General features: G+C 59.6%; 21 protein-coding genes. 8 read left to right on the forward strand and 13 right to left on the reverse strand.

Annotated features, from left to right (window positions below; genetic code table 11):
• Nucleotides 1-410 precede the first annotated feature (410 nt).
• Both fumA and ABLV04_RS19350 read right to left on the reverse strand, forming a co-directional pair.
• Entirely contained in the window at nucleotides 411-2,063 is a 1,653-nt protein-coding gene (gene fumA / locus ABLV04_RS19345; RefSeq protein WP_348816066.1) for a class I fumarate hydratase FumA, read from the reverse strand.
• Between the two features lie 53 nt (nucleotides 2,064-2,116).
• Nucleotides 2,117-3,628 carry an anion permease gene (locus tag ABLV04_RS19350; RefSeq protein ID WP_049092623.1) on the reverse strand — a complete coding sequence of 504 codons (1,512 nt, stop codon included), beginning with the start codon at nucleotides 3,626-3,628 and terminating at the stop codon, nucleotides 2,117-2,119.
• A gap of 641 nt (nucleotides 3,629-4,269) precedes the next feature.
• Between ABLV04_RS19350 and ABLV04_RS19355 the strand changes: the two genes are divergently transcribed.
• The gene (locus ABLV04_RS19355; RefSeq protein ID WP_348816068.1) at nucleotides 4,270-7,047 is read left to right on the forward strand and encodes a flavocytochrome c; all 2,778 of its coding nucleotides are present in this window, start codon (nucleotides 4,270-4,272) and stop codon (nucleotides 7,045-7,047) included.
• A gap of 65 nt (nucleotides 7,048-7,112) precedes the next feature.
• Nucleotides 7,113-8,063 (forward strand): FAD:protein FMN transferase, encoded by a 951-nt coding sequence (locus tag ABLV04_RS19360; protein WP_023289523.1) that lies wholly within the window; start codon nucleotides 7,113-7,115, stop codon nucleotides 8,061-8,063.
• Here the strand turns inward: ABLV04_RS19360 and dcuR are convergent.
• Together dcuR and ABLV04_RS19370 are read right to left on the reverse strand one after the other, a co-directional pair.
• A complete protein-coding gene (gene dcuR / locus ABLV04_RS19365; RefSeq protein ID WP_023289524.1) occupies nucleotides 8,044-8,763 on the reverse strand; it encodes a two-component system response regulator DcuR in 720 nt (239 codons plus the stop codon). The two genes, ABLV04_RS19360 and dcuR, sit on opposite strands and share 20 nt — an antisense overlap.
• On the reverse strand, nucleotides 8,760-10,376 hold the full coding sequence (locus ABLV04_RS19370) for a sensor histidine kinase (protein WP_023289525.1): 1,617 nt from the start codon (nucleotides 10,374-10,376) through the stop codon (nucleotides 8,760-8,762). The genes dcuR and ABLV04_RS19370 overlap by 4 nt, the downstream gene beginning before the upstream one ends.
• Before the next feature lie 155 nt (nucleotides 10,377-10,531).
• Between ABLV04_RS19370 and ABLV04_RS19375 the strand changes: the two genes are divergently transcribed.
• The 4 genes from ABLV04_RS19375 to ABLV04_RS19390 all read left to right on the forward strand — a co-directional run bounded on the left by ABLV04_RS19375 (nucleotide 10,532) and on the right by ABLV04_RS19390 (nucleotide 14,974).
• Complete coding sequence (locus tag ABLV04_RS19375; protein WP_032428815.1) at nucleotides 10,532-10,852, forward strand: hypothetical protein; 321 nt, start codon at nucleotides 10,532-10,534, stop codon at nucleotides 10,850-10,852.
• Between the two features lie 199 nt (nucleotides 10,853-11,051).
• The gene (locus ABLV04_RS19380) at nucleotides 11,052-11,972 is read left to right on the forward strand and encodes an N-acetylmuramic acid 6-phosphate etherase (RefSeq protein ID WP_348816070.1); all 921 of its coding nucleotides are present in this window, start codon (nucleotides 11,052-11,054) and stop codon (nucleotides 11,970-11,972) included.
• A gap of 307 nt (nucleotides 11,973-12,279) precedes the next feature.
• On the forward strand, nucleotides 12,280-13,890 hold the full coding sequence (mqo, locus tag ABLV04_RS19385; protein WP_348816153.1) for a malate dehydrogenase (quinone): 1,611 nt from the start codon (nucleotides 12,280-12,282) through the stop codon (nucleotides 13,888-13,890).
• A gap of 157 nt (nucleotides 13,891-14,047) precedes the next feature.
• On the forward strand, nucleotides 14,048-14,974 hold the full coding sequence (locus ABLV04_RS19390) for a LysR substrate-binding domain-containing protein (RefSeq protein ID WP_023289529.1): 927 nt from the start codon (nucleotides 14,048-14,050) through the stop codon (nucleotides 14,972-14,974).
• Here ABLV04_RS19390 and mdcH read toward each other — a convergent pair.
• The 9 genes from mdcH to ABLV04_RS19435 all read right to left on the reverse strand — a co-directional run bounded on the left by mdcH (nucleotide 14,964) and on the right by ABLV04_RS19435 (nucleotide 23,278).
• Nucleotides 14,964-15,866, reverse strand: a complete 903-nt coding sequence (gene mdcH / locus ABLV04_RS19395) for a malonate decarboxylase subunit epsilon (RefSeq protein WP_072420263.1) — start codon at nucleotides 15,864-15,866, stop codon at nucleotides 14,964-14,966. The genes ABLV04_RS19390 and mdcH overlap by 11 nt on opposite strands.
• A complete protein-coding gene (locus ABLV04_RS19400) occupies nucleotides 15,866-16,483 on the reverse strand; it encodes a malonate decarboxylase holo-ACP synthase (protein ID WP_348816072.1) in 618 nt (205 codons plus the stop codon). The genes mdcH and ABLV04_RS19400 overlap by 1 nt, the downstream gene beginning before the upstream one ends.
• A 3-nt stretch (nucleotides 16,484-16,486) precedes the next feature.
• On the reverse strand, nucleotides 16,487-17,446 hold the full coding sequence (locus tag ABLV04_RS19405; RefSeq protein WP_348816074.1) for an AEC family transporter: 960 nt from the start codon (nucleotides 17,444-17,446) through the stop codon (nucleotides 16,487-16,489).
• A gap of 136 nt (nucleotides 17,447-17,582) precedes the next feature.
• Entirely contained in the window at nucleotides 17,583-18,383 is an 801-nt protein-coding gene (gene mdcE, locus ABLV04_RS19410; protein WP_348816076.1) for a biotin-independent malonate decarboxylase subunit gamma, read from the reverse strand.
• On the reverse strand, nucleotides 18,383-19,216 hold the full coding sequence (locus tag ABLV04_RS19415) for a biotin-independent malonate decarboxylase subunit beta (RefSeq protein ID WP_032452728.1): 834 nt from the start codon (nucleotides 19,214-19,216) through the stop codon (nucleotides 18,383-18,385). The genes mdcE and ABLV04_RS19415 overlap by 1 nt, the downstream gene beginning before the upstream one ends.
• The gene (gene mdcC / locus ABLV04_RS19420; protein ID WP_023289535.1) at nucleotides 19,209-19,508 is read right to left on the reverse strand and encodes a malonate decarboxylase acyl carrier protein; all 300 of its coding nucleotides are present in this window, start codon (nucleotides 19,506-19,508) and stop codon (nucleotides 19,209-19,211) included. The genes ABLV04_RS19415 and mdcC overlap by 8 nt, the downstream gene beginning before the upstream one ends.
• Nucleotides 19,509-19,525: 17 nt before the next feature.
• A complete protein-coding gene (locus ABLV04_RS19425) occupies nucleotides 19,526-20,368 on the reverse strand; it encodes a triphosphoribosyl-dephospho-CoA synthase (protein ID WP_080819672.1) in 843 nt (280 codons plus the stop codon).
• The gene (gene mdcA / locus ABLV04_RS19430; protein WP_023289537.1) at nucleotides 20,368-22,023 is read right to left on the reverse strand and encodes a malonate decarboxylase subunit alpha; all 1,656 of its coding nucleotides are present in this window, start codon (nucleotides 22,021-22,023) and stop codon (nucleotides 20,368-20,370) included. The genes ABLV04_RS19425 and mdcA overlap by 1 nt, the downstream gene beginning before the upstream one ends.
• Nucleotides 22,024-22,243: 220 nt before the next feature.
• Nucleotides 22,244-23,278, reverse strand: a complete 1,035-nt coding sequence (locus ABLV04_RS19435) for an AI-2E family transporter (protein WP_023289538.1) — start codon at nucleotides 23,276-23,278, stop codon at nucleotides 22,244-22,246.
• A 442-nt stretch (nucleotides 23,279-23,720) separates the two neighbouring features.
• Between ABLV04_RS19435 and kpnE the strand changes: the two genes are divergently transcribed.
• Together kpnE and kpnF are read left to right on the forward strand one after the other, a co-directional pair.
• Entirely contained in the window at nucleotides 23,721-24,083 is a 363-nt protein-coding gene (kpnE, locus tag ABLV04_RS19440) for a multidrug efflux SMR transporter subunit KpnE (RefSeq protein ID WP_023289539.1), read from the forward strand.
• Nucleotides 24,070-24,399 carry a multidrug efflux SMR transporter subunit KpnF gene (gene kpnF, locus ABLV04_RS19445; RefSeq protein WP_023289540.1) on the forward strand — a complete coding sequence of 110 codons (330 nt, stop codon included), beginning with the start codon at nucleotides 24,070-24,072 and terminating at the stop codon, nucleotides 24,397-24,399. Before kpnE ends, kpnF begins: the two co-directional genes overlap by 14 nt.
• Nucleotides 24,400-24,446: the final 47 nt, after the last annotated feature.

Consider the following 24,446-nt stretch of genomic DNA (forward strand, 5'->3'; position numbering starts at 1 on the left):
CAGGGAGCGGCCAGTCGCCGCCGCCCCCTGTGCCCCCGTCTTCCGGGAACGTCTCAGCGATGTTGTGGCCGCCAGCACCGGCAGTTTCAGTCGCGCAAGTGGGTTAATTAACGGCTGGCTGCACGGCCCCTGTAGGCCGGGTAAGGCGTACGCCGCTACCCGGCGGAAATGCCGCTACGTTATCCCTTATTTCTCACCCTCCTGCGGCGCGACGGCTGGGGCATCGTCCCGGTCGACCGGAGGGTCAGCATCAACCCGGGAAAGGGAGTTATTGTTATTTTTCAGCATTCAAGGGACGACTTGTCGTTGAGCATAGTCGGGCAGGAAGTGAGTTCAAGCTGGCGCGGCGCGGGCATAAAAAAAGCCGTCACCTGAACGGCGACGGCCTGCTGTTAGCGCCAGAGGGGGCGTTAGCCGTGCTGTTTACAGCCGGCGCACTGCTTGTTCTCGATCTGCTGGAAGAAATCGTTGCCTTTATCATCGACGAGAATAAACGCCGGGAAATCTTCCACTTCGATTTTCCAGATCGCCTCCATCCCCAGTTCCGGATACGCCACGCACTCAAGGCTCTTGATGCTCTGTTGCGCCAGCACCGCCGCCGGGCCGCCGATGCTGCCGAGGTAGAAGCCGCCGTGTTTGTGGCAGGCGTCGGTGACCTGCTGGCTGCGGTTGCCTTTCGCCAGCATCACCATGCTCGCGCCATGGGACTGCAGCAGATCGACGTAAGAGTCCATGCGGCCTGCGGTGGTCGGGCCGAGGGAGCCGGAGGCGTAACCGGCAGGCGTTTTGGCCGGGCCGGCGTAGTAGATCGGGTGATCTTTCACGTACTGCGGCAGTTCCTCGCCATTATCGATAAGCTCTTTCAGCTTGGCGTGGGCGATATCGCGAGCGACGATAATAGTGCCGTTGAGACTCAGGCGGGTGGAAACCGGATGGGCGGACAGTTGCGCCAGGATCTCGCTCATCGGCTGATTCAGGTTGATGCTGACCACCTTGCCTTCGCCCTGCTGACGCAGATGTTCAGGGATATATTTTCCTGGATTGCTCTCCAGTTTCTCAATCCAGATACCGTCGCGGTTGATTTTGGCTTTGATGTTGCGGTCGGCGGAGCAGGAGACGCCCATGCCGATCGGACAGGAGGCGCCGTGGCGCGGCAGACGGATCACCCGGATATCGTGGGCGAAGTATTTGCCGCCGAACTGCGCGCCGAGGCCGAGGTTTTGCGCTTCCTGCAGCAGTTCCTGCTCAAGCTGCACATCGCGGAACGCCTGACCGTGCTCGTTGCCTTCGGTTGGCAGACCGTCGTAGTAGCGGGTGGAGGCCAGCTTGACGGTTTTCAGCGTCGCTTCCGCCGAGGTACCGCCGATGACAAAGGCGATATGGTACGGCGGGCAGGCCGCCGTGCCGAGGGTACGCATCTTCTCCACCAGATAGTTTTTCAGCTTCGCCGGGGTGATCAGCGCTTTGGTTTCCTGATAGAGATAGGTTTTATTGGCGGAACCGCCGCCTTTCGCCATGCACAGGAATTTATATTCGTCGCCGTCGACGCTGTAGAGATCGATCTGCGCCGGCAGGTTGGTGCCGGTGTTGACCTCTTTATACATATCCAGCGGGGCGTTCAGCGAGTAACGCAGGTTATCTTCGGTATAGGTGTTGTACACGCCCTGCGCCAGGGCGGCTTCGTCGCCACCGCCGGTCCAGACGCGCTGGCCTTTTTTACCCATGATGATGGCGGTGCCGGTGTCCTGACAGGTGGGCAGGACGCCTTTGGCGGCGATTTCCGAGTTGCGCAGGAACTGCAGGGCGACATATTTATCGTTATCGCTGGCCTCCGGGTCGAGCAGAATCGACGCGACCTGCTGCTGATGGGAGACGCGCAGCATAAAGGCGGCGTCGTGGAAGGCCTGCTGCGCCAGCAGGGTCAGCGCCTGCGGTTCCACTTTCAGCACTTCCTGGCCGTCAAATTCGGCGACGGAGACGTGCGCTTTGCTGAGCAGATAGTATTCGGTATCGTCGTGCGCCAACGGGAACGGATCCTGATAAACAAACGGTTTAGTCGACATAATCACTTACTCCATAAAGATAAAACCGCCGGGGTGGTCCCGGCGGTTATGAATCAGAACATCATGGACATCCACGGATAGCCAATCAGCAGCAGGGCGGCCAGGAAGATGGCGCCAAAGATGGTGCCGAGGCGCCAGTAATCTTTGGTCGGCAGATAGCCGCTGCCGTAGTAGATCGGGCTTGGGCCGGTACCGTACGGGGTGATGATCCCCATCACGCCCAGCGAGGTCACCATCAGCAGAACGAACACTTCCATATTCATCCCCGGAATGGTGGCGGCGATGGTCAGCATGGCCGGCAGCAGCGCGGTAGTGTGCGCGGTGGTGCTGGCAAACAGATAGTGCAGCAGGTAGAACGCCAGCAGCAGGACGATGGTCGCCATCCCCGGGGAGATACCGCTCATCAGCGCGCCGCCCTCTTTACCCAGCCAGGCGATAAAGCCGGTAGAGGAGAGGCCGTCGGCCAGCGCCACCAGGGTGGCGAACCAGACAAAGGTGTTCCACGCCGCTTTGTTGTTGGTGATATCGCTCCAGGAGAGCACGCCGGTCCACAGCATCAGCACGATAACCAGCAGGGCGGCCAGAGCCGGTTCAATCCAGTCGGCGGCGAAGATCCACATCATCAGCGCGAAGCAGACGAACACCAGCAGCAGGATCTCATTGCGCGACAGTTTGCCCAGTTTTTCCAGTTCACGAGCGGCCCACAGCGGCACTTCGTTATTGACTTTCACTTCCGGCGGGTAGAACCAGTAGGCCAGCAGCGGCATGGTCAGGATCAGCAGTACGCCAAGCGGCAGGAAGGCGATGAACCAGGTGCCCCAGGAGATGTTGATACCGACGATGCTTTTTACCAGCGCCAGCGCCAGCAGGTTCGGCGCCAGTGCCGACAGGAACATCGAGCTGGTGATACAGGCGGCAGTGATCGCTACCCACATCAGATAGGAACCGATTTTACGCGCGCTCGGATCGTTTGGTTTTGAACCGTACAGCGGCGGCAGGTTGGCGATAATCGGGTAGATGGTGCCCCCGCTGCGCGCGGTATTCGACGGCGTAAACGGCGCCAGCAGCAGATCCGCGAAGGTGATGGCGTAGCCCAGCGTCAGGCTGCGACGGCCGAGATATTTCACCAGAATCAGCGCCAGGCGGCGGCCGAACTGGGTTTTATCGTAGCCGGCGGCGAACATAAAGGCGCCGAAGATAAGCCACACGGTGGAGTTGCCGAAGCCGCTCACCGCCCACTTAAAGGAGGCGCCGGCCATTTTGAAGCCAGGTGCGGCCATCTGTTCCGGACTGAACAGCAGCCACTGACTGCACAGGGCGATGACCACCACGCCGGTGATGCCGATAACGGCGCCAGGCAGTGGTTCAAAAATCAACCCGACGATCACCCCGACGAAGATAGCGAAGTAGTGCCAGGCGTACGGCGGCAGGCCGTCCGGGACCGGGACGAAGAGTAACAGCACGGCAACGATAATCGGCAGCGCCATCATCAGGAGACGTTTTTTATTCGCAGTCGTTGGATTGACTGCACCGGCAGGCGGTATGGTTGTCTTTTTCTCTTTCATAATGAGTATCTGCAAGTTGTTGAAAATAACGTTTACGCCAGCGATGTGCTCAGTGGTTTCTTTAATTACAAAAGTTTCTTTAGTTTTTATTTTGCGTTTCTGAGTATCGTTGGGGCGATTATTTAACGCGATTTGATGGGCGTTAAATTAAATTTATTGGTTATTTATATATTGCGCTTTCAATGGCCGTTGCAATTGATCAAGATCAAGAAAAGCAGGTGATTTCACTATTTTTTTATTATCAGTATAACCCTATGTGATGAGGTGTTATTTTGGCGAAAATATCGGTAAATGTTAAAATAAAAATAAGCAATTAATGCTAATTTTATCTGTATGCTTTATAAGTTACTGAATAATAACCGTAATGTGCGCGTGTTTGGTCGCTGTGAATGTTAACGTAAGTATCTGAAATGTTATCGTTCATTTGTATTATGTAAATGCTATTTATTATTTTAATAATACAATAGAGGTAGCGATGTTATTGCTGGGGTTAAATAGTTTTATAACTAACGTAATTGATTTAGTAACTAAAAAACCCGTTATATTATTGGCATGACAACAGGAATTAAAAAACCACAACCATTAATGATTCCGTCACCCCATTCTGAATTTTTAATATTTTAAAATCTGGAGCGTAACTTATGACCAGTAACGAACGAATTCTGCAGCCATTTACTTTACCAAATGGTACGGAGCTGAAAAACCGTTTGCTCATGGCGCCGATGACCACCTGCACCGGTTATTTCGATGGGACTGTCACCAGCGAGCTGGTGGAGTACTATCGCGCTCGCGCCGGCAGCATCGGCACCATTATTGTCGAGTGCTGCTTTATTGATGACTACGGCCTGGCCTTCCCGGGTGCTATCGGTATCGATAACGATGAAAAAATCGCCGGCCTGGCGAAAATCGCCGAAGCGATTAAAGCGGAAGGTTCGAAAGCGATTCTGCAGATCTATCACGGCGGCCGCATGGTCGACCCGCAGCTGATCGGCGGTCGCCAGCCGGTGGCGCCGAGCGCTATCGCCGCCCCGCGTGAGGGCGCCGCGATGCCGCGGGCGCTGAGCGGAGACGAAGTGGAAGGCATGATCGCCAAGTTTGGCGATGGGGTCCGTCGCGCTATCCTCGCCGGTTTCGACGGGGTCGAAATTCACGGGGCTAACACCTATCTCATTCAGCAGTTCTATTCGCCGAACTCCAACCAGCGCGACGATGAGTGGGGCGGTAGCCGCGACAATCGCGCTCGTTTCCCGCTGGCGGTGCTCGACATCACCCATAAAATGGCCCGCCAGTACGCTGACGACGCCTTTATCATCGGTTACCGCTTCTCGCCGGAAGAGATGGAGGTCCCGGGGATCCGCTTCGACGACACCATGTATCTGCTGGAAAAACTGGCCGCTCGCGGCGTCGATTATCTGCACTTCTCGGTGGGCGCGACTCTGCGTCCCTCTATCGTTGATACCTGCGACCCAACGCCGCTGATTGAGAAATACTGCGCCATGCGCTCTGAAACTCTGGCTCAGGTGCCGGTGATGGGCGTCGGCGGGGTGGTTAACGTCGCCGATGCCGAGCTGGGCCTCGATCACGGCTATGACCTGATCGCCGTGGGCCGCGCCTGCATCGCCTATCCGGACTGGGCGGCTCGTATCGCCGCGGGTGAAGAGCTGGAGCTGTTTATCGACAGCACCCAGCGCGAGGCGCTGCACATTCAGGAACCGCTGTGGCGCTTCTCGCTGGTGGAAGCGATGATCCGCGACATGAGCATGGGCGATGCCAAATTTAAGCCGGGGATGTTTGTTGAAACCGTTCAGGATGACGCCAATGAGCTGGTGATCAACGTCAGCCTCGAAAATGACCATATCGCCGATATCGAACTGGCGGCGAGCCCGGTGCAGACCGTGGAGTTCACCACCAGCTTCGAAGAGATCCGCGAACGTATTCTGACCGCCAATACCCCGCACGTGGACGCTATTTCCGGGGCCACCAGCCAGAGCGAGGCGGTGAAAAAAGCGGTCGCCAAAGCGATGCTGAAATCGAGCAAAGCGCTGGCGGCGGAAGAGGGCGGCAATGACGCCGCGCCGAAAAGCTATGATGTGGTGGTGGTCGGCAGCGGCGGCGCCGGTCTGGCGGCCGCCATTCAGGCTCACGACGAAGGCGCCAGCGTGCTGATCGTCGAGAAAATGCCGACCATTGGCGGGAACACCATCAAGGCTTCCGCCGGGATGAACGCGGCGGAGACCCGCTTCCAGCGCGTGAAAGGCATTCAGGACAGCAAAGAGCTGTTCTATCAGGAAACCCTGAAAGGTGGGCACAATAAAAACAACCCGCAGCTGCTGCGCCGCTTCGTGGAGAATGCCCCGCAAGCCATTGAATGGCTGGCTGACCGCGGCATTATGCTCAACGATATCACCACCACCGGCGGGATGAGCATTGACCGCACCCACCGTCCGCGCGACGGGTCAGCGGTCGGCGGCTATCTGATTAGCGGCCTGGTGCGCAACATCACCAAACGCGGCATCGACGTCCTGCTGGATACCTCAGTGGAGGAGATCCTGATGAGCGGCGATGAAGTCAGCGGCGTGCGTCTGATCAACGACGAAAACGAGATCATTGAAGTCCAGAGCAAAAGCATTGTGGTGGCCACCGGCGGCTTCAGCGCCAACAGCGCGATGGTGGTGAAGTATCGTCCTGACCTCGAAGGCTTCGTCACCACCAACCACAAAGGGGCCACCGGGAGCGGTATCGCGCTGCTGGAGCGTATCGGCGCCGACACGGTGGATATGGGCGAAATTCAAATTCACCCGACCGTTGAACAGCAGACCTCCTATCTGATTTCCGAGTCGATTCGCGGCGGTGGGGCGATCCTCGTCAACCAGCAGGGTAACCGCTTCTTCAACGAAATGGAGACCCGCGATAAAGTCTCCGCGGCGATTATCGCCCTGCCGGAACACTATGCGTACATCGTCTTTGACGAACATGTACGGGCGAAAAACAAAGCCGCCGATGAGTACATCGCCAAAGGCTTCGTCACCAGCGCCAGCTCGCCGCGTGAACTGGCGGAGAAACTGGGGATGGATTACCATGCCTTCCTCGCCACCCTCGAGTGCTACAACGGGGCGGTGGAAAAACAGCATGATGAACAGTTTGGCCGGACCACCGCGCTGCGCGCGCCGATTAACGAAGGTCCGTTCCACGCCATTCGTATCGCCCCGGGGGTGCACCACACCATGGGCGGCGTGACCATTAACACCGATGGCGAAGTGCTGAACGTTGCCCGGCAGCCGATCCGCGGCGCCTACGCCGCCGGTGAAGTGGTTGGCGGGATCCACGGCGGCAACCGTATCGGGGGTAACGCGGTGGCGGATATCATCATCTTCGGCACCCTCGCGGGCCACCAGGCGGCGAAACGCGCCAGAGGATAACACGCCATTGTTGATGCCGGGCCGGCGCTTTCGCCGCCCGGCTTACCCCTACTAAGGAGAGCCCGATGTCTGATAACCGCGTCTATAGCTACTCCGCCGTTCTGATGGGTTCTCCCATCCTGCTCAAACTCTGCTCCCATGATGAGGCGCTGGCCTCCCGCGTATTTCAGTTAATCAAGCGCTACGAAGATCTGCTCACCGTTAACCGCGCCGAGTCGCAGGTGATGGATATCAACCACGCCGCCGGACGTCACCCGGTGACCGTCAGCCGCCCGGTCTTTCAGCTCATTCAGTGCGCCAAAGCCGCCAGCATGGTGCGCGACAGCGCCTTTAACCTCGCGATTGGGCCGCTGGTGAAGCTGTGGCGGATTGGCTTTCAGGGACACAGCGTGCCTGACGCCGGCGAAATCAGGGCCCGGCTGGCGCTGACCCGCCCGCAGGAGGTGATCCTTGATGAGGCAACCTGCAGCGTGTTTCTTCAGCAGCCGGGGATGGAGCTGGATCTTGGGGCGATCGCCAAAGGCTATATCGCTGACCGGGTGCGTGATTATCTGCGTCAGCAGCAGGTGGAAAGGGCGCTGATCAACCTCGGCGGCAATGTGCATACCCTCGGCGAATGGGCTATTGGCCTGAAAAAACCGTTTGCCGATGCGCAGGCGCTGATCGGCTCCCTGACGGTCAACGGACAGTCGGTAGTCACCTCGGGCACCTACGAACGTTATTTCGAGCAGGACGGCAAGCGCTGGCACCATATTCTCGACCCGCGCAGCGGTTACCCGCTGGACAACGAACTCGACAGCGTCACGGTGATTTCCAGCGATTCTTTAGACGGCGATATCTGGACCACGCTGCTGTTCGGCCTCGGCGTCGAGAAAGGCTGCGCAGCGTTGCGTCAGCGGCAGGATATCGACGCGATTTTCGTCACCAAAAATCGCGACATTATACTGTCATCGCCGCAGCGCTTGCGCTTTGCGTCGCTGGACAGCGGCTACCGCGTTACTGACTGTACTGCTTAAGCAAACTGTACTGTTCGGCCACCAGGCGGTAGCGATAGACCGGCCGCCCGGTGGCGCCGTAGTGGATAGTGGTATAGAGAATATTGATCTGCGCCAGCCAGATCAGATACTTGCGGCAGGAAACACGGGAGATATTCACCGCCGCCGCCAGCTCATCGGTAGAGAATTCAACGTCCGGGTGAGCGTCAATCCACTGGCACAGGGTGCGCAGGGTTTGCGCGGTGAGCCCCTTGGGCAGCTTGCGCGCGTCGCTGGCCTCCGGCGCGCCGCCGTGCAGCAGGCGGTCAACGTCGGCCTGCTCGTAATAGGGTTGGCCGGTTATCAGCTTGCGCTTCTCCCGCCAGGTGGTAAGCGCCTCTTCAAAACGGGGAAACTGGAAAGGTTTAATCAGGTAATCGACCACTCCGTAATGCATGGCGGTCTGCACCGTGGCGGCATCCGCCGCCGAGGTGATCATGATGACGTCGATGGCGCGCCCCGATTTACGGATAGTCGGTAGCAGATCGAGCCCGCTGTCCTGCTGCATATAGACATCCAGCAGCACCAGATCGATCTCCAGCTGCGGATCGTTAATCATCTCCCGGGCTTGACTGAGCGTCGAGGCGCTCCCGCTGCAACGAAAGCCGGGAACCCTTGCCACGTACAGGCGATTCAGTTCGGCCACCATGGCATCATCGTCAACAATCAACACATTTATCACGCACGTTTCCTTTTACTATCCCAGGGGAGATGAACAAAAAATTGGGTAAATACGCCGGGTTCCGACTCGACGGCGAGGGTGCCGCCCAGCTCGCGTAATTGCTGGTTGGCGAGAAACAGCCCGACGCCGCGATTTTCGCCTTTGGTGGAGAAGCCTTTGTTAAAGATAGCGTCGATGTTGTTTTCCGGGATCCCCGGCCCGTCGTCGCTCACTTCACCGCTTAGCCAGCCGTCCTGATAGTGCAGCAGCAGGCCGATTTCGCCCTCCGCCTGACCGCTCATGGCGTCCAGCGCGTTCTCGATAAGGTTGCCCAGCACCGTCACCAGCACGGTGACCTGCTTCTCATTCGGGCAATCCGGCACCAGGCTCTCTTCCGCCAGCTTAAGGGTAAAGCCGCACTCGGTGGCGCGCTGCATTTTACTTATCAGAAAGCCGGCCACCACCGGGGATTTAATGCGGTGCTGAATATCGCCGATGTCCGCCTGGTAGCGGTGGGCGGTCTGCAGCACGTACTCCTCGAGTTTGCCATAGCTTTTCATATTCAGCAGGCCGAGGATCACGTGCAGTTTGTTCATGAACTCATGAGAGGTGGTGCGCAGGGCATCCACATAGCTCATCATGCCGTCCAGCCGCTGCAGCAGCTGGCTGACTTCGGTCTTATCGCGGAAGGTACAGATGGCGCCGACCACCGCCTCCTGGCTGCGGATAGGCACCGTATTGCTGATGAGCAACAGGCCATTGCACCCCAGCTCGCGGTCGTACATCGGCTCGCCGCTGTGCAAAACCGTCTGCAGGTCGGCGAGCAGCGGGGTATGCGCGAGCGTCTTGTCCGGCCCGGAAAAGAGTATCTCGCGCGCCGCCGGGTTGATCAGGTTAACCTCACCATGGGCATCGACGGCCACCACCCCCTCCTTGAGGGCGTGAAGCATGGCCTGACGCTGCTGAAACTGAGTGGAGATTTCGTGCGGCTCCAGCCCCAGCAGGACGCGCTTCAGGCCGCGCACCAGGCTCCAGGTGCCGATGGCGCAGACCAGCGCGCTGAACAGGATGGTCAGCAGCACGTCCCAGCGGCTGTTGGCGATCTGCTCGTCCACTTTACTCAGCGAAATGCCGACCACCACCACGCCAATCTGCTGATGCTGGTCGTTGAACACCGGGGTAAACACTCGCAGCGCCGGGGCCAGCACCCCGTGGTTAATGGCCACGTTCTCTTTTCCCTGCAGCGTCGGCTGGATATCGTGGCCGATGAAGGGTTTGCCAATAATTGAGCTGTCCGGATGCGAATAGCGAATACCGTGCATATCGGTGACGATAGCGTACAGCAGGTCGTTGCGCCGGGTGATGGCCTGCGCCAGCGGCTGAATAATCTGCTGCTGCGGCGGCGCCGCCAGTCCGCGCTTCACCTGCGGCATATCAGCCATGGTACGCGCCACCGCCAGCGCGGTCTCTTTCAGGCCGTCGCGGGTGGCATTGCTGATCTGCATATACCACAGGGCATAGACCAGCAGCAGCACGGCGCCGATCACGCTGCCAATCATCAAGGAGACGGCGGTGCTCAGCTTTAGCGGTAAGGCGCGTTGACGAACGCGAGGCGGGTGCTCTGATGCCTTCATGACGATCCCGGATAGATTCAGTGAACGATTATTATCGCTGATAGCGCGGCATTCATAAAGCCGTGTAATCAAAGCAAAAGGCCGCTTTTGCTACGGTAGCCTCGGCCCGACCACGATAAACTGTCGCTTTTCGCCACAGGCTTAAGGCAGACATGATGGAACTGGCATCTCTGGTCCGGGATATCCTCCGGCAACAGCACGTTGAACGACTGACGCAGCATCGTGAACAGGACCGTGAAGCGGAAGCAGAGTGGGAGATCGCGCGCTGGCGGCATCGCAGCGGGGTGGTGATCCAGCACCGCTACGAGCTCGAGCTTCCGCAACAGGATGCCGCCTCCTGCCCGGAGTGCTGGATCGACTGGCAGGTTATCGATAGCGCCGGCCTGGAGGTGAAGCCAATGCGCAAACAATTTTATAACCTCTGTCAGCAATCCTTCTGGCTGGCCATGCAGGCGGAAGGCGAAGATAAGACCTGAGACAGGATTGCTCAGATAATCGGCAATTGCCCGTGAACGGGCGATCGGGACGGTAAACTGTGACCCCGACGGCGGTAAAGCGCGGAAGATTCCCCTTATAGTGGCGACAGAGCTTAAATAGTTCTGATGAATATAAGGATATGCATCAGGCCGCTGATTTCGCCGAGATGCGCTTTTTCTGTCGTAAATGGAGGTTGTTATGAGCAGTTCGCTAACCGCGTCAATGCAGGCACGTCGTCACCCGGATACCACCCACATCGATCGCCTCGCCACCGCCGACATGCTGGCGATGCTGCATCAGGATGATAAGCAGATATCGGATGCGGTCGGCGCCTGTCTGCCGGATATCGCCCGGTTGATTGATATCGCCACCGCGACAATGAGCCGGGGAGGGCGTCTGGTCATTATCGGCGCCGGGGAATCAGGCCGCACGGCAGTCCAGGCGGTCAGCGACTACTCTCCGGAAGGCAAACACGCGCTGGTGGGGCTGATTGCCGGTGGCCAGACGGCGGCGATGGCCGAGCGGGAGACGGCGGCGAATAATTACGATCTTGGCGCCTTCGAGCTGCAGTCGCTGGACTTTTCCAGCCACGATATGCTGCTGGCGCTGACCGTTAGCGGCAAGACCCCGTGGGTCTGGGGGGCGATGCGCCACGCCTGGTCGCTGGGGGCCCCGATCGCGGTGGTGACCCAGCAGGCGGCCAGCGAGGCGGCGCAGCTGGCGGATATTGTTATTGCTCCGCAGACCGGGCCGGAAGCGGTGGCGGGTTTGACCAATCCGAAGGCCCGGCTGGCCCAGCGGCAGATCCTTAACATGGTGTCGACGGGCCTCGCTATCCGTGACGGCCGGGTGTACAGCAACCTGCGGGTGGATCTGCAGGCTGACACTCCGCACTGGGCGGAGCGGCAGGTGGCGATTGTCATGGCGGCCACCGACTGCACGCGCAGCGAAGCAAAAGCCGCGCTGACCAGCTGCCACCACCATTGCCGCACCGCGATCCTGATGCTGCTTAGCGGGCTGGACGCCTGGCACGCGCGGGAGCTGCTGACCAAACATCACGATCATCTGCGTCTTGCCCTGCGCGAAGCCCAGCGCAGCGCTGTCACTCCCGCCCATTAAGCCTGTCGCCAGGCGCGCACCAACGGTGTGCGCGTCTGGACTTAATTAACTAAAGAAATCCCTCTTTTCTATTTTCCCCGGCAATCGCGCTGAATTTTCAGCGATAATTTTACGGCGACTTTTATTTTTTGCGTCGTTCTGATTTTTTAAGTTAAATAATTATTTGATTAAAAATGCGAGAGTGTAAATGATATTTTAAAATAAAGTAAAAGTGCGTTAATATGCTGCCTCTTATTACCGTGTGCTACGTGATAATTCTATTATGCCTGCAATGAAAAAAACGATTATTTCCTTTACCGCATTAGCGATGTTCGTCAGCGCGGCGACGCATGCTGAAGCGGATACCTCTAAAAAAACTGACTTCCTGCTGATTGGCGGCGGGATCATGAGCGCCTCGCTTGGCACCTGGCTGCAGGCGCTGCAGCCGGACTGGGACCTGACGATGGTGGAGAAACTGGACGGCGTGGCCCTGGAATCTTCCAACGGCTGGAATAACGCCGGTACCGGTCACTCGGCGAATATGGAGCTGAACTATACGCCGGAGCGGGCCGACGGATCGATTGACGTCAGCAAAGCGCTGGATATTAACGAACAGTTTATGATCTCCCGTCAGTTCTGGTCGGCACAGGTGAAGCGCGGTATTTTGCACGATCCGCACTCCTTTATTAATTCCACGCCGCATATGAGTTTCGTCTGGGGCGATAATGTCGACTATCTACAGAAGCGTTATACCGCGCTGCAGCAGACCACCTTATTCCAGGGGATGAAATTCTCCACCGACCACGCGCAAATTAAACAGTGGGCGCCGCTGGTGATGGAAGGCCGCGATCCGCAGCAAAAAGTCGCTGCCACCTGGACGCCGGTAGGTACCGACGTTAACTATGGCGAAATCACCCGGCAGCTGATCGGCAGCCTGAAGAAAAACAGCCATTTCACCCTGCAAACCTCCTCTGAGGTCACCGATTTCAAACGCAATGCCGATAACTCCTGGCACGTGACCATTAAGAACGTGCAGAGCGGGGAAGCGCAGACTATTGACGCGAAATACGTCTTTATCGGCGCCGGCGGCGGCGCGCTGAAGCTGCTGCAGAAAACCGGTATTCCGGAAGCGGACAACTATGCTGGCTTCCCGGTGGGCGGTTCGTTCCTGATGACCGATAACCCGGCGGTCACCGCGCAGCACCTCGAGAAAGTGTATGGCCAGGCTTCGGTCGGCGCGCCGCCGATGTCGGTACCGCACCTTGACGCCCGCTACCTGGATGGCAAGCGCGTGGTGCTGTTTGGGCCGTTCGCCACCTTCTCGACCAAGTTCCTGAAAAACGGTTCCTTCTTCGACCTGTTGAGCACCACCACCACTGACAACGTGCTGCCGATGACCCACGTCGGACTCGATAACTTCGACCTGGTGAAATATCTCGTCAGCCAGGTGATGCTCAGCGATGATGACCGCTTCGCCGCGCTGAAAGAGTACTACCCGGACGCGCGTAAAGAGGACTGGAAGTTGATCCAGGCCGGCCAGCGCGTGCAGATCATTAAGAAAGACGCAGAGAAGGGCGGCGTGCTGAAACTGGGCACCGAAGTGGTGGTCGATCAGCAGAAAACCATTTCCGCGCTGCTCGGCGCGTCGCCGGGGGCTTCCACCGCCGCGCCGATCACCCTCAATGTGCTCAAGCAGATGTTCCCGACGCAGTTTAACTCGCCGGAGTGGCAGACCCGTATCCACCAGATCGTGCCGAGCTACGGCCAGAAGCTGAACGGTAACGTGGCGCTGACCCAGCAGGTTTGGGATGATACCGCCGCGACCCTGCAGCTGACGAAACCGCCGGTGATCCAGATGCCAGCGGCTGCGCCCACCGCGACCGCGAAGCCGGCTGAGCCGCAGCGCGACGCCTCGCCGCAGCACGATATGGCGCTGTAAAAGCAAACTCGATAGAGAACAAAAGGGAAGACCACGGTCTTCCCTTTTTTGCGTTCCTTGCCGGCCTAAGCCGCTCTCTGCCTGCAACTTTGCCGTCATAAACGATATACTGATTTGAATTGAAAAAAGAAAAGCAAATCAGGAGTGTGGAAGGGCTATGCAAGACGATATCAACCAGGAGATCACCTTCCGCAAGCTGTCGGTCTTTATGATGTTTATGGCGAAGGGCAATATCGCCAGAACCGCCGAAGCGATGAAGCTTAGCAGCGTCAGCGTTCACCGCGCGCTGCATACCCTGGAAGAGGGGGTGGGCTGCCCGCTGTTTGTCCATAAAGGGCGCAATCTGCTGCCGCTGCAGGCGGCGTGGACGCTGCTGGAATATTGTCAGGATGTGATGAGTCTGATGAGCCGCGGCCTTGAGGCGACGCGCAAAGTCGCCGGCGTCGGCCAGGGGCGGCTGCGCATCGGCACCCTCTATTCCCTGACCCTGGAAACCGTCCCGCGCATTATCATGGGTATGAAGCTGCGTCGCCCGGAGCTGGAGCTGGATCTCACCATGGGCTCTAACCAGATGCTGCTGGATATGCTGGAAGATGACGCTCTCGACGCTATCCTGATCGCCACCAATGAAGGGGAGTTCAACAATACCGCTTTCGACGTGGTGCCGCTGTTTGAGGACGATATCTTTCTCGCCGCCCCGGCGACAGCGCAGCTGGATAGCACACAGCTTGCTGACCTGCGCGATTACGCCGACCGGAAATTCGTCTCGCTGGCGGAGGGGTTCGCCACCTATGCCGGGTTCCGGGAAGCGTTTCATATCGCTGGCTTCGAGCCGACGATCGTCACCCGGGTGAATGACATCTTTTCGATGATTAGCCTGGTGCAGGCGGGCGTCGGGTTTGCGCTGTTGCCGGGGCGGATGAAAAAAGTCTATGAAAAAGATGTACAGCTGTTAAAGCTGGCGGAACCGTACCAGATGCGCCAGCTGATCTCGATTGTCTATTCACACCATCGCGAACGCGATGCCGACCTGCTGGCGCTGGCGGCGGAAGGGAGAATGTACGCCCGGAGCCTTAATCGCTAAGCCGCTGCGCCAGATGGCGGGCGACATCCACGCCGCTGCGTTCCAGCGAAAGGGTCTCTCCGCGCCAGCCCGCCTGGCGGGTCAGGCAGGTCAATACCCCGCCGGGGGGCATCTCAATGGCTAAGCGCGCGTCGCGCTCATCGGCGGCGATCATCGCCTCCTGCCAGTGGACGGTGCGCGCCATGTTCATCGCCAGATCGTCGGCGATCCGCTGCGGATCCCACAGCACGCGCGCCGTCGAGCCGCTTAAATAGGCGCACTGCGGGCGCGTTAAGGTCACGTCGGCAAAGGCTGTTGCCAGCGCGGCGGCGGGTTTATCCAGCAGCGCGCAGTGCGACGGGACGCTGACCGCCAGCCGCTGCGCCTTACTGGCGCCCGCCTGCAGCGCCAGCTGCGCCACCTCGGCCATGGCTTCATCGCGTCCGGCGATCACGATCTGCGTTTCGGCGTTCAGGTTGGCAAGATAGACCTCGTGACCCTGCATCAGCGCCTCAACCCGCGGGCGGGTCAGGCCCATGATCGCCGTCAGCCCGTAACCTTCGGGATAGGCCTGCTCCATAAGATCGCCGCGCAGGGCCACCAGGCGCAGCGCGCTGGCGAAATCGAGCGCGCCGGCAATCACCGCTGCGGGAAAGGCGCCGATGGACAGGCCGCTGACAATCTGCGGATTGACGCCCTGGCGCTGTAGCTCGCGCGCCCAGGCTACCCCGGCGATCAGCAGGCAGAGCTGGACCGCACGGGTATGTTTTAGCGATCCGGCGCTATCGAGGGCCTCGACTTCATTCCCCAGCACGGCGCGCGCCTGGCTGAGGATCGCTTCGCGGTCGGGGATAGCCGCCAGCATGCCGGGACGCTGGGCACCCTGTCCGGGAAAAGTAAACAAAATCTTCATCATTCCTCCCTGCGCCACGGCGCAGCGGTTAAGCGCGCGCCGCGGGACGTTTTCAGCAGCGCTCGCCCATCGCGGAGCCACTCATTGAGGGCGAAGGCGCCGTATGGCGTTTCGATCTGGGTATCGGCGCGGCACGGGAGCTGGGCGACCCGGGACTGCCATTCCAGCAGCGCCTCGCGGGCCAGCGGCTGCGGGGCGCGGATCAGTAGATCCAGATCGCTTGCCGCATGGAGTACCGGGATTTCGGTCGCCAGCGCGTAGCCGGTGCTGCCGGTGACGCCCCAGCGCCAGGGCCAGTCGCCCAGCGTCAGGGCGATAGCCGCCTGGACCGGCGGCTGCGAAACAAAAGGGGAGCCCAGCAGGCGCTCGCGCTCCACCAGCATCTCCGGGGTGACGCTGCGCACGATATTGTGCGCCTGTACCCAGCCGGCGGCGCGCTGTTCGCGCTTCATGCCCCGCACCCCGACCGGGATGCGGGCCTGACCGTCAACATCGCGCCTCACCACCACCGGCAGCGCGGCTCGCCACTGCTGAGCCACCCACGGCTCGACTATATCTTCCAGGGCGCTGGCGTGGTTTAACCACACTAAATCGTGGGGACGCGGCGTTGATGACATGGTTTACAGTCCTGAAGTCAAAGAGATAAACAGCGGTAGCGACAGGATACACAGAACCGAGCTCAACAGCAGCACGGCTTCAGCATCCGGGGACTGCACGCCGAAGCGGTTGCCGAAGACCACGCCGAAGAAGCCGGCGGCCAGGGCAATCATCAGGATCGCGGTGATGGCGATGGCGCCGTGCAGACCCAGCAGTATTACCAGACCCCAGGCGATAAACGGCTGCACCAGCAGTTTCACGATGGTGGAGGTGGCGATCAGCGCATTGAGCTGCAGTTTACGCGCCGAGAGGATCACCCCGGTGAGGAACAGCGCCGCGGCGGTGGCGGCCAGGCCCAGCGGTTTGATGGCGGCCAGCAGCAGGTCCGGCATTTTAATGCCGATAGCGGAAAGCACCACCCCGAGCAGCGGGCCCCAGACGATCGGCTTTTTCACCGAACGCCACATCAGCACCGGCAGCATCGCCAGCGTAGAACCGGTGGTTTCCCCCGCGGCGCGGGCTTTTTCACGTTCCAGAATCAGCAGGCAGAAGGGGGTCATCAGTACCGAACCGCAGGCGATAGAGACCGCCACCGACAGCGAGGTCGATGCGCCTTCACCCAGCACGCTGCCAAGGATCGGCAGGCCCAGCGCGGCATAGTTCGGCAGGGCGACGGTGAGGGTCAGCACCGCGGCATCCTGCGGGGTGCGTTTGAAGACGCTGGTGGCGAGGAAGTAAATCCCGGCGTAGGTGATCCACATCGCGCCAGTGAGCACCAGCACCAGCGGCGACTGGGCGACGATACCGGCCCACGGCGTTTGTACCGTGGCGCTGAACAGCGTAGCGGGTAAGGCAAAGTCCATTACAAAGATATTGAGCAGGGAGACATTTTTGTTATCTACCATCCCGGCCTTACCGGCCCAGAAGCCCAGCAGCATAATGACGAAAATCGGGGCAAGAGCATGAATAATCACATAAGTCATAAATCACCTGTAAATAAAATAGAGTACTGGCGCGATTGTTATTTTTTCTAAAAGCCGTCCCTACCCGGCGCGGTTATGACGCGCTCCGGGGGACGGCTTCCGGCAGGTTTTCTTCTACTACTTACGTACGAACGTGTTACCAGCTGGCGCGCATCAGGTCGCGGACCCGCTGCGAGCTGCGGCGGTTTTCCGCACCCAGGCGGCACTTCAGCGAGGGATCCTGGCGCGCGTCAGCGATGGCGTCGCACAGGGTGTGGCTCACCAGCGCCAGATCGTGGTCGTCAGGGGCGTCAGGATGGCTGATATCAAGCAGAGCGGAGAGCAGGCCGAGCGTGGCGTAGTTGCTGACGTCATAGGCCATCGGCGGGATGGTCGCCGCCAGTTTCTCCAGCGCCTCCACGCTGCGCAGGGTAATGCGCGCGGCCGACGCTTTACCCATCGCGTGAACCAGTACGCCGCTGTCGTTAAAGGCGATCAGACGGTTGGCCTGGTAGCCGTGGGCCAGAAACGCCCCGGACATCGCTTTGCCGACGATCAGGCCAATCACAGGGTGGCCGGCCAGACGGGCTTTGGCGTAGGCGCCTGCCGCTCCGGCCAGCGCCTGGTGAATACCAAAGGCTTCTTCGCGACGGCCATAGGCCTGGCTCGGCACATCGATCACGGCGACGATCGGCCGTTTGCGGGCCTGGTCGGCGTCGGCGGCGATGGTTTCATTGACCACTTTCGCCAGCGTCCAGCCTTCCAGCAGACCGACTTCGCCACCGGCAGCGCGCGGGTAATGGTTATTGGCGTCAGGCACTACGGCGATAAAACGCACCTTTTCGCCATTAAGCTGGCCGTCTGCCACCTGCACGGAAGGGCACAGGCCGCTCATCAGCGGCGCCTCGGGCGCCAGTTTGTTCAGCCATAGCGCGGCGCGGTTTGGGAACTGACTCATTATTTTTCCTCCCGGGCAAAAAGCTGTTTAATCTGCGCGGTATCCGCCTGCTGGCGGGTGTCGAACTGGCTCAAACGGCGCAGATAGTCGTCATAATTGTCGCTGCGGTGTTGCGCCGGTACGCCTTTGGCGATCGCCTCGTTCATCGCGGTTTTGACGGCCTTGACGCCATCGTTAACCAGCGCGTCGACCAGGCCGCTGGCGGCGCGAATTTCGCCGCCGGTCATGCTCCAGATAAACGGCCGGTTACGCGAGTCGTACTCTTCAATGCCGGCTTCCTGCTCGATAACCTGCGGGCCGTTGAGGCCGAGACGGGCTTCTCGGGTGACGATGAGATAGCTGCACAGCGCGGCGGCGATGGACATGCCGCCGAAGCAGCCGACGGTGCCAGCGATGATGCCGACTACCGGGGTGTAGCGGCGCAGATCGACAATCGCGGCGTGAATATCGGCGATGGCGGCCAGGCCAAGGTTGGCCTCCTGTAGCCGGACGCCGCCGGTTTCCAGGCACAGGACCGCCTGCGTCGGAATACCGTTGCGGTTATCCTCCGCCGCCAGCTCCAGCGCGGCGGCCATTTTGGCGCCGGAGACTTCGCCCATACTGCCGCCCTGGAAGGTGCCTTCGATGGCAATCACCACCGCCGGCTGGCCGTTGATAGTGCCTTTGGCGACCACCATACCGTCGTCGGACTGCGGGACAATGCCCTGCGCGCCGAGCCACGGCGACATAATGCCGTCAAACGGATCCAGCAGTTCGCGGTAGCTGCCGTCGTCCAGCAGTGCGTGGGCGCGTTCGCGAGCGCGCAGTTCGATAAAGCTGCGATCGTTACGCATGAGCGGCCTCCTCAAAGACTTGTTCGATACGAATACGGGCGACGCCCGGCGTGGCGCCGAAATCGTGAATAACCAACTGCCCGGCGGGCAGGCCGTTGATCAGGCTCAGCCGGTCGAACAGCGCCTGCCAGCGCGCCTGGCTGTTATCCACCGAGGTGGTAATTTGCACGCTGAGCGTATCGCTCCCGGCGGCGGTATAGAGCACTTCCATATCGCCTGAACCTACAACCCCTGCCAGCGCTCGGCCGCGGAGGGCGCGGCTGGCAGGAAATGACAATGTAATCTGTTCCATAACATCCTCTGAATGCGTTAGCCGGCAACTCGGTCGAGAAACAGGGTGGCGGCAAGGAGATCGGCGGCGCCGCCCGGCGAGGCGTTGTGCGCCAGCATCTGCGCGTCAAGCCGCGCCAGGGCGGCGCGTCCGGCGACGCTGGCGCACCCGCCGGCCGCCAGCACCGCGCGGGCGCCCTGCTGCATGGTCTGCAGGCCGGTCATGCCGGCGCGCGACAGCACGCAGGTATCGCTCAGCGAGGTCATGATGGCCATCAGCGCGTCAAGTTGCGCCTGCGGCTCGCTGGCGCCCCGGGCGCGGCTTTGCTGTAACTGCGGCAGCGCCAGGGCGGTGATATGCGGGAAACCGCGCTGCGCCTCTTCGCGCGCGCCCGGCACCTGCCAGCGGCGGCTGGCGCGTAGCCCTTTACTGAAGCTTTTCGGCGCCAGGCCGTCGGGCAGGCGGGCGAGGGCGGCGGCGGTGTCGGCGATCGCCTGTGAATGACCCGCTCCCCCCAACATCGCTACCGCGCTGACCAGCAGCCCCAGCGCCCAGATGGCGCCGCGGTGGGTGTTGACCCCGCCGGTGGCCTGCATCATCTGCGCTTCGCCTTCCCGGCCGAGGCGGCCGACGGTTTCGCGCAGCGCGATATCCGCCGGGCGCCGCCAGCTTTGCTGGGCCAGCGCGTGGAAGGTCGGCTGCAGGCTGCGGGCGGAGCGTTCCATCAGCGCCAGCGTGAGGTCCTGATGCGCGCCGCTGCCGCGGCTGTCAACCAGACCCGGTTTCGGGCTCAGACGGGCTTCGTCAATCAGACAGGCGCTGGCGGTATCCGCCAGCCAGCTGACGCGGCTTTCTGCGTGCAGGGGGGAGAGAATTTTCATTACCAGCTCCGGAATTTTGCCGGTGGGTTGTACAGTCCGTCGGACCATTCCACCAGGTCGGCGACGCTGCCGGCGGCCAGCAGCGAACGGGTGGCCTCGCTACGGCGAATGCCGAGATCTTCCGGGTAGACCACTTTGCCGCTTTGACGCAGGGCAGCCACGCGTTTCGCGTCCACTCCGAGGCCAATGTCGGTGATCCCGGCCACGGCGGCGACCATCGCCCGGCGCTCTTCCAGGCTTTCCGCACGATACAGGTAGGCGATACCCTCTTCGGTCAGCACGTGGGTGACGTCATCGCCGTAAATCATCACCGGCGCTAGCGGCATGCCGGAGGTTTTGGCGACGTCGACCGCGTCGAGGGTCTCAACAAAGGTCGGCTTCACCCCGGCCTGAAAGGTTTCGACCATCTGCACCACCAGTTTTTTACCGCGCTGCATGGGGTCTGGCTCGGTGATCATATTGAGCCAGGCAGGGGTGGCGTGGCGGCGGCCGTGCGGATCGTGGCCCATGTTCGGCGCGCCGCCGAAGCCGGAAAGGCGGCCGCGGGTGACGGTCGAGGAGTTAGCCAGACCATCAACCTGCAGGGTCGAACCGATAAACATATCCACCGCGTACTGCCCCGCCAGCTGGCAGAAGGCGCGGTTGGAGCGCATGGAGCCGTCCGGGCCGGTAAAGAAGATATCCGGACGGGCGCGGATGTACTCTTCCATCCCCAGCTCGCCGCCGAAGCAGTGCACGCTCTCCACCCAGCCGCTCTCAATCGCCGGGATCAGCGTCGGATGCGGGTTCAGGGTCCAGTGTTTACAGATTTTGCCTTTCAGACCGAGCTGTTCGCCGTAAGTCGGCAGCAGCAGTTCGATGGCGGCGGTGTTGAAGCCGATCCCGTGGTTGAGGGACTGCACCTGATGCTCGGCGTAGATGCCCTTGATCGCCATCATCGCCATCAGAATGTGTTCTTGCTTAATCAGGCGCGGGTCGCGGGTGAACAGCGGTTCAATAAAGAACGGCTTGTCGGCGACCACCACGTAATCAATCCACGAGCCGGGAATATCGACACGGGGCAGATCGCACTCGTCGTCCACCAGTTCGTTAACCTGGGCGATAACAATACCGTCGTGGAAGGCGGCGGCTTCCACCAGTGCCGGGGTATCTTCGGTACTCGGCCCGGTATACAGGTTACCTTTACGGTCGGCTTTGTAGCCGGCGATCAGCGCGACGTTGGGCGACAGATCGACGTACAGGCGGGAGTAGAGTTCGATATAGGTATGAATGGCGCCGATTTCCAGCAGGCCATCTTCCAGCAGCTGCGAAATGCGCAGGCTTTGGGTACCGGAGAAGGAGAAATCGAGTTTGCGGGCGATACCTTTTTCAAACAGGTCCAGATGCTCGCTACGCCCGACGCTCGGCATGATCATATGCAGATCGTGGATTTTCTGCGGATTGACTTCCGCCAGCATGCGGGAGAGGAAATCGGCCTGCTTCTGGTTGTTGCCTTCCAGCACCACCCGGTCGCCGGGGGCGATCAGGTTTTCCAGTACGCTGACCAGCTGGTCAGTGGGGATGACTTTGCCGGGGATGTTGGCCTCGGCCAGCCGCCGCTGCTTTTCCGTCCGGCGACGGTTCCAGACCCGCCCCGTCGTTTGTTCGGCATTCATTATTAACCTCCTGATTCGACAAATCGTTTTGTTTGTCCTGGTGGAGGGTAGTGTGCGATGCGAGGCGCGGAGCATCAATTAAGCACGGCGGCCAATCGTTAGCCTGAGAGTAACAATTGTGATTGGCCCTTTGTGATGAGGATCAATAATACGAAAGGCGTAGTGGTCTACCACAGGTGTCAGGGAGAGGGGGCCGGCCAGTCGCCGGCCCGGGGAAGGGTTACTCTTTGCTCACATCACTTAATAAGAATGCGATGCTCTGGCCGCCGCTGGTCTGCTCGAGGGCGATTTTGACGATGATCGTCAACGGCACCGACAGGAGCATACCGACCGGACCCAGCAGCCAGCCCCAGAAGATCAACGACAGGAATACCACCAGGGTGGAGAGTCCCAGGCCGCGCCCCATGATCCGCGGTTCGAGAATATTGCCGAACACCAGGTTAACGATCAGATAGCCGGCCAGTACCACCAGCGCCTCGTACAGACCGCCGAATACCAGGACCTGCAGGATCGGCGGGATGGCCGCCAGCACGGAGCCAATATTGGGAATATAGTTCAGCGCGAAGGCCAGCAGCCCCCACATAAAGGCGAAACGCACGTCCAGCAGAACCAGCATGCCCCAGACCACCAGCCCGGTGACCAGGCTAATCGCGGTCTTCAGCACCAGATAATGCGACACGCTGTCGATGGCGCGCTGAATGGCCCCCATGCCTTCTACCGGGCGGGACATCAGCTGCTGCAGTTTGGCGGGCAGTTGCGGAACCTCCAGCAGCATAAACACCACCGTCAGCAGCAGCAGAAAAATCGAGGACATGGCGTTCGACAGCTGAGTGAGCAGACCGGTGACCAGGGTCATCACGGCGTTGGGGTCGATGTATTTGTTTAGCTCCACCACCGAGACGGTAAAGCCCAGGCGCTGCAGCCAGGGAGCGATGGTTTGCATCGGTTCGTAGAGATAGTTGCGGTACTGCGGCAGGGTGCGCGCCAGCTCGTTAAGCGAGGTTCCCAGCGAGGCCAGCAGCACAACGGCTAACATGACGATAAGGCCGATCAGCAATGAGATCGCCAGCACGCGTGGCACCCGGCAGCGGACCAGCAGCTGGACCAGCGGATTAATAATCACCGCCAGAAAAAGCGCGAGTATAAACGGGACAATAATGTCTGCCGCAAAGCGAATGCCGGTCAGGATGATCACCAGCATGCCCAGCATGATGACCATCTTTAATCCGTTAAGTGTAATAATAGGTTTAGCCATAGGATCCCGTCCTCAATCTTCCTTGCCTGTTAACAGGTTGCGTTACATTAGCATAATGACGTTTTTTTTCAGAAAAAACGCATTGCAGCAAAACCGCGGCGTAAAGAATTGCAAAGTCTTTGAATAAAATGTAGCACTATGCTACAAATCTACCTGTGTTTAACTACTGAGGACAATTTTCATCCGCACCGGACGAGAAGCAACACCGCGGATAATTGTAATTTTATGGACAATCAGTTCAGGATGTATATTTTAAATCACCCCGCAGTATCCCTCACTTTTTCCCGTTTTGCCGGCGAACAGCACTGGCATTCGGCGCTATAGTCACCTTCTTTCTGCCTGAGCTGGCGCCAAGCGCACAGCGAAATCTACGTCAGAAATTTTCCTGTTTACGTGTCGCGTAAACGGTAATGGATTATATTCTCAAGCAGGAGAAGGGATCATGTTTTATTGGATTTTATTAGCTTTAGCGATTATTGCTGAAATTACCGGCACCTTGTCGATGAAATGGGCAAGCATTAGCGGTGGGCATACCGGCTTTATTTTAATGCTGGCCATGATTGCCCTGTCATATATTTTTCTCGCCTTTGCGGTTAAAAAAATTGCCCTCGGCGTGGCCTACGCGTTATGGGAAGGAATTGGTATTCTGCTGATCACCCTGTTCAGCGTACTGTTGTTTGATGAAAGCCTGTCGCTGCTGAAAATAGCCGGTCTGACCACCCTGGTGGTGGGGATCGTCTTAATTAAGTCCGGCACCCAGAAAAAAGCGTCGTCGAAGCAGGAGGTGGCACATGCAGCAGTTTGAGTGGATCCACGCCATCTGGCTGGCTATCGCCATTGTTCTGGAAATTATTGCCAACGTCTTTTTGAAGTTTTCCGACGGTTTCCGCCGCAAGGTCTATGGCATTCTGTCGCTGGCGGCGGTGCTGGGCGCGTTCAGCGCCCTGTCGCAGGCGGTGAAAGGCATCGATCTGTCGGTCGCCTATGCGCTGTGGGGCGGCTTCGGTATCGCGGCGACCATCGCCGCCGGCTGGGTGCTGTTTGGCCAGCGCCTGAATAACAAAGGCTGGGCGGGTGTCATCCTGCTGGTTGCCGGCATGGTGTTAATTAAACTCGCCTGACGTCGCGCCGCCTGCAAACCCCGGCGGCAAAACGGGTTCGCTGTAGT

Source organism: Klebsiella sp. JN_Kp127 (assembly GCF_040062505.1).
Taxonomy (GTDB): Bacteria; Pseudomonadota; Gammaproteobacteria; order Enterobacterales; family Enterobacteriaceae; genus Klebsiella; species Klebsiella quasipneumoniae.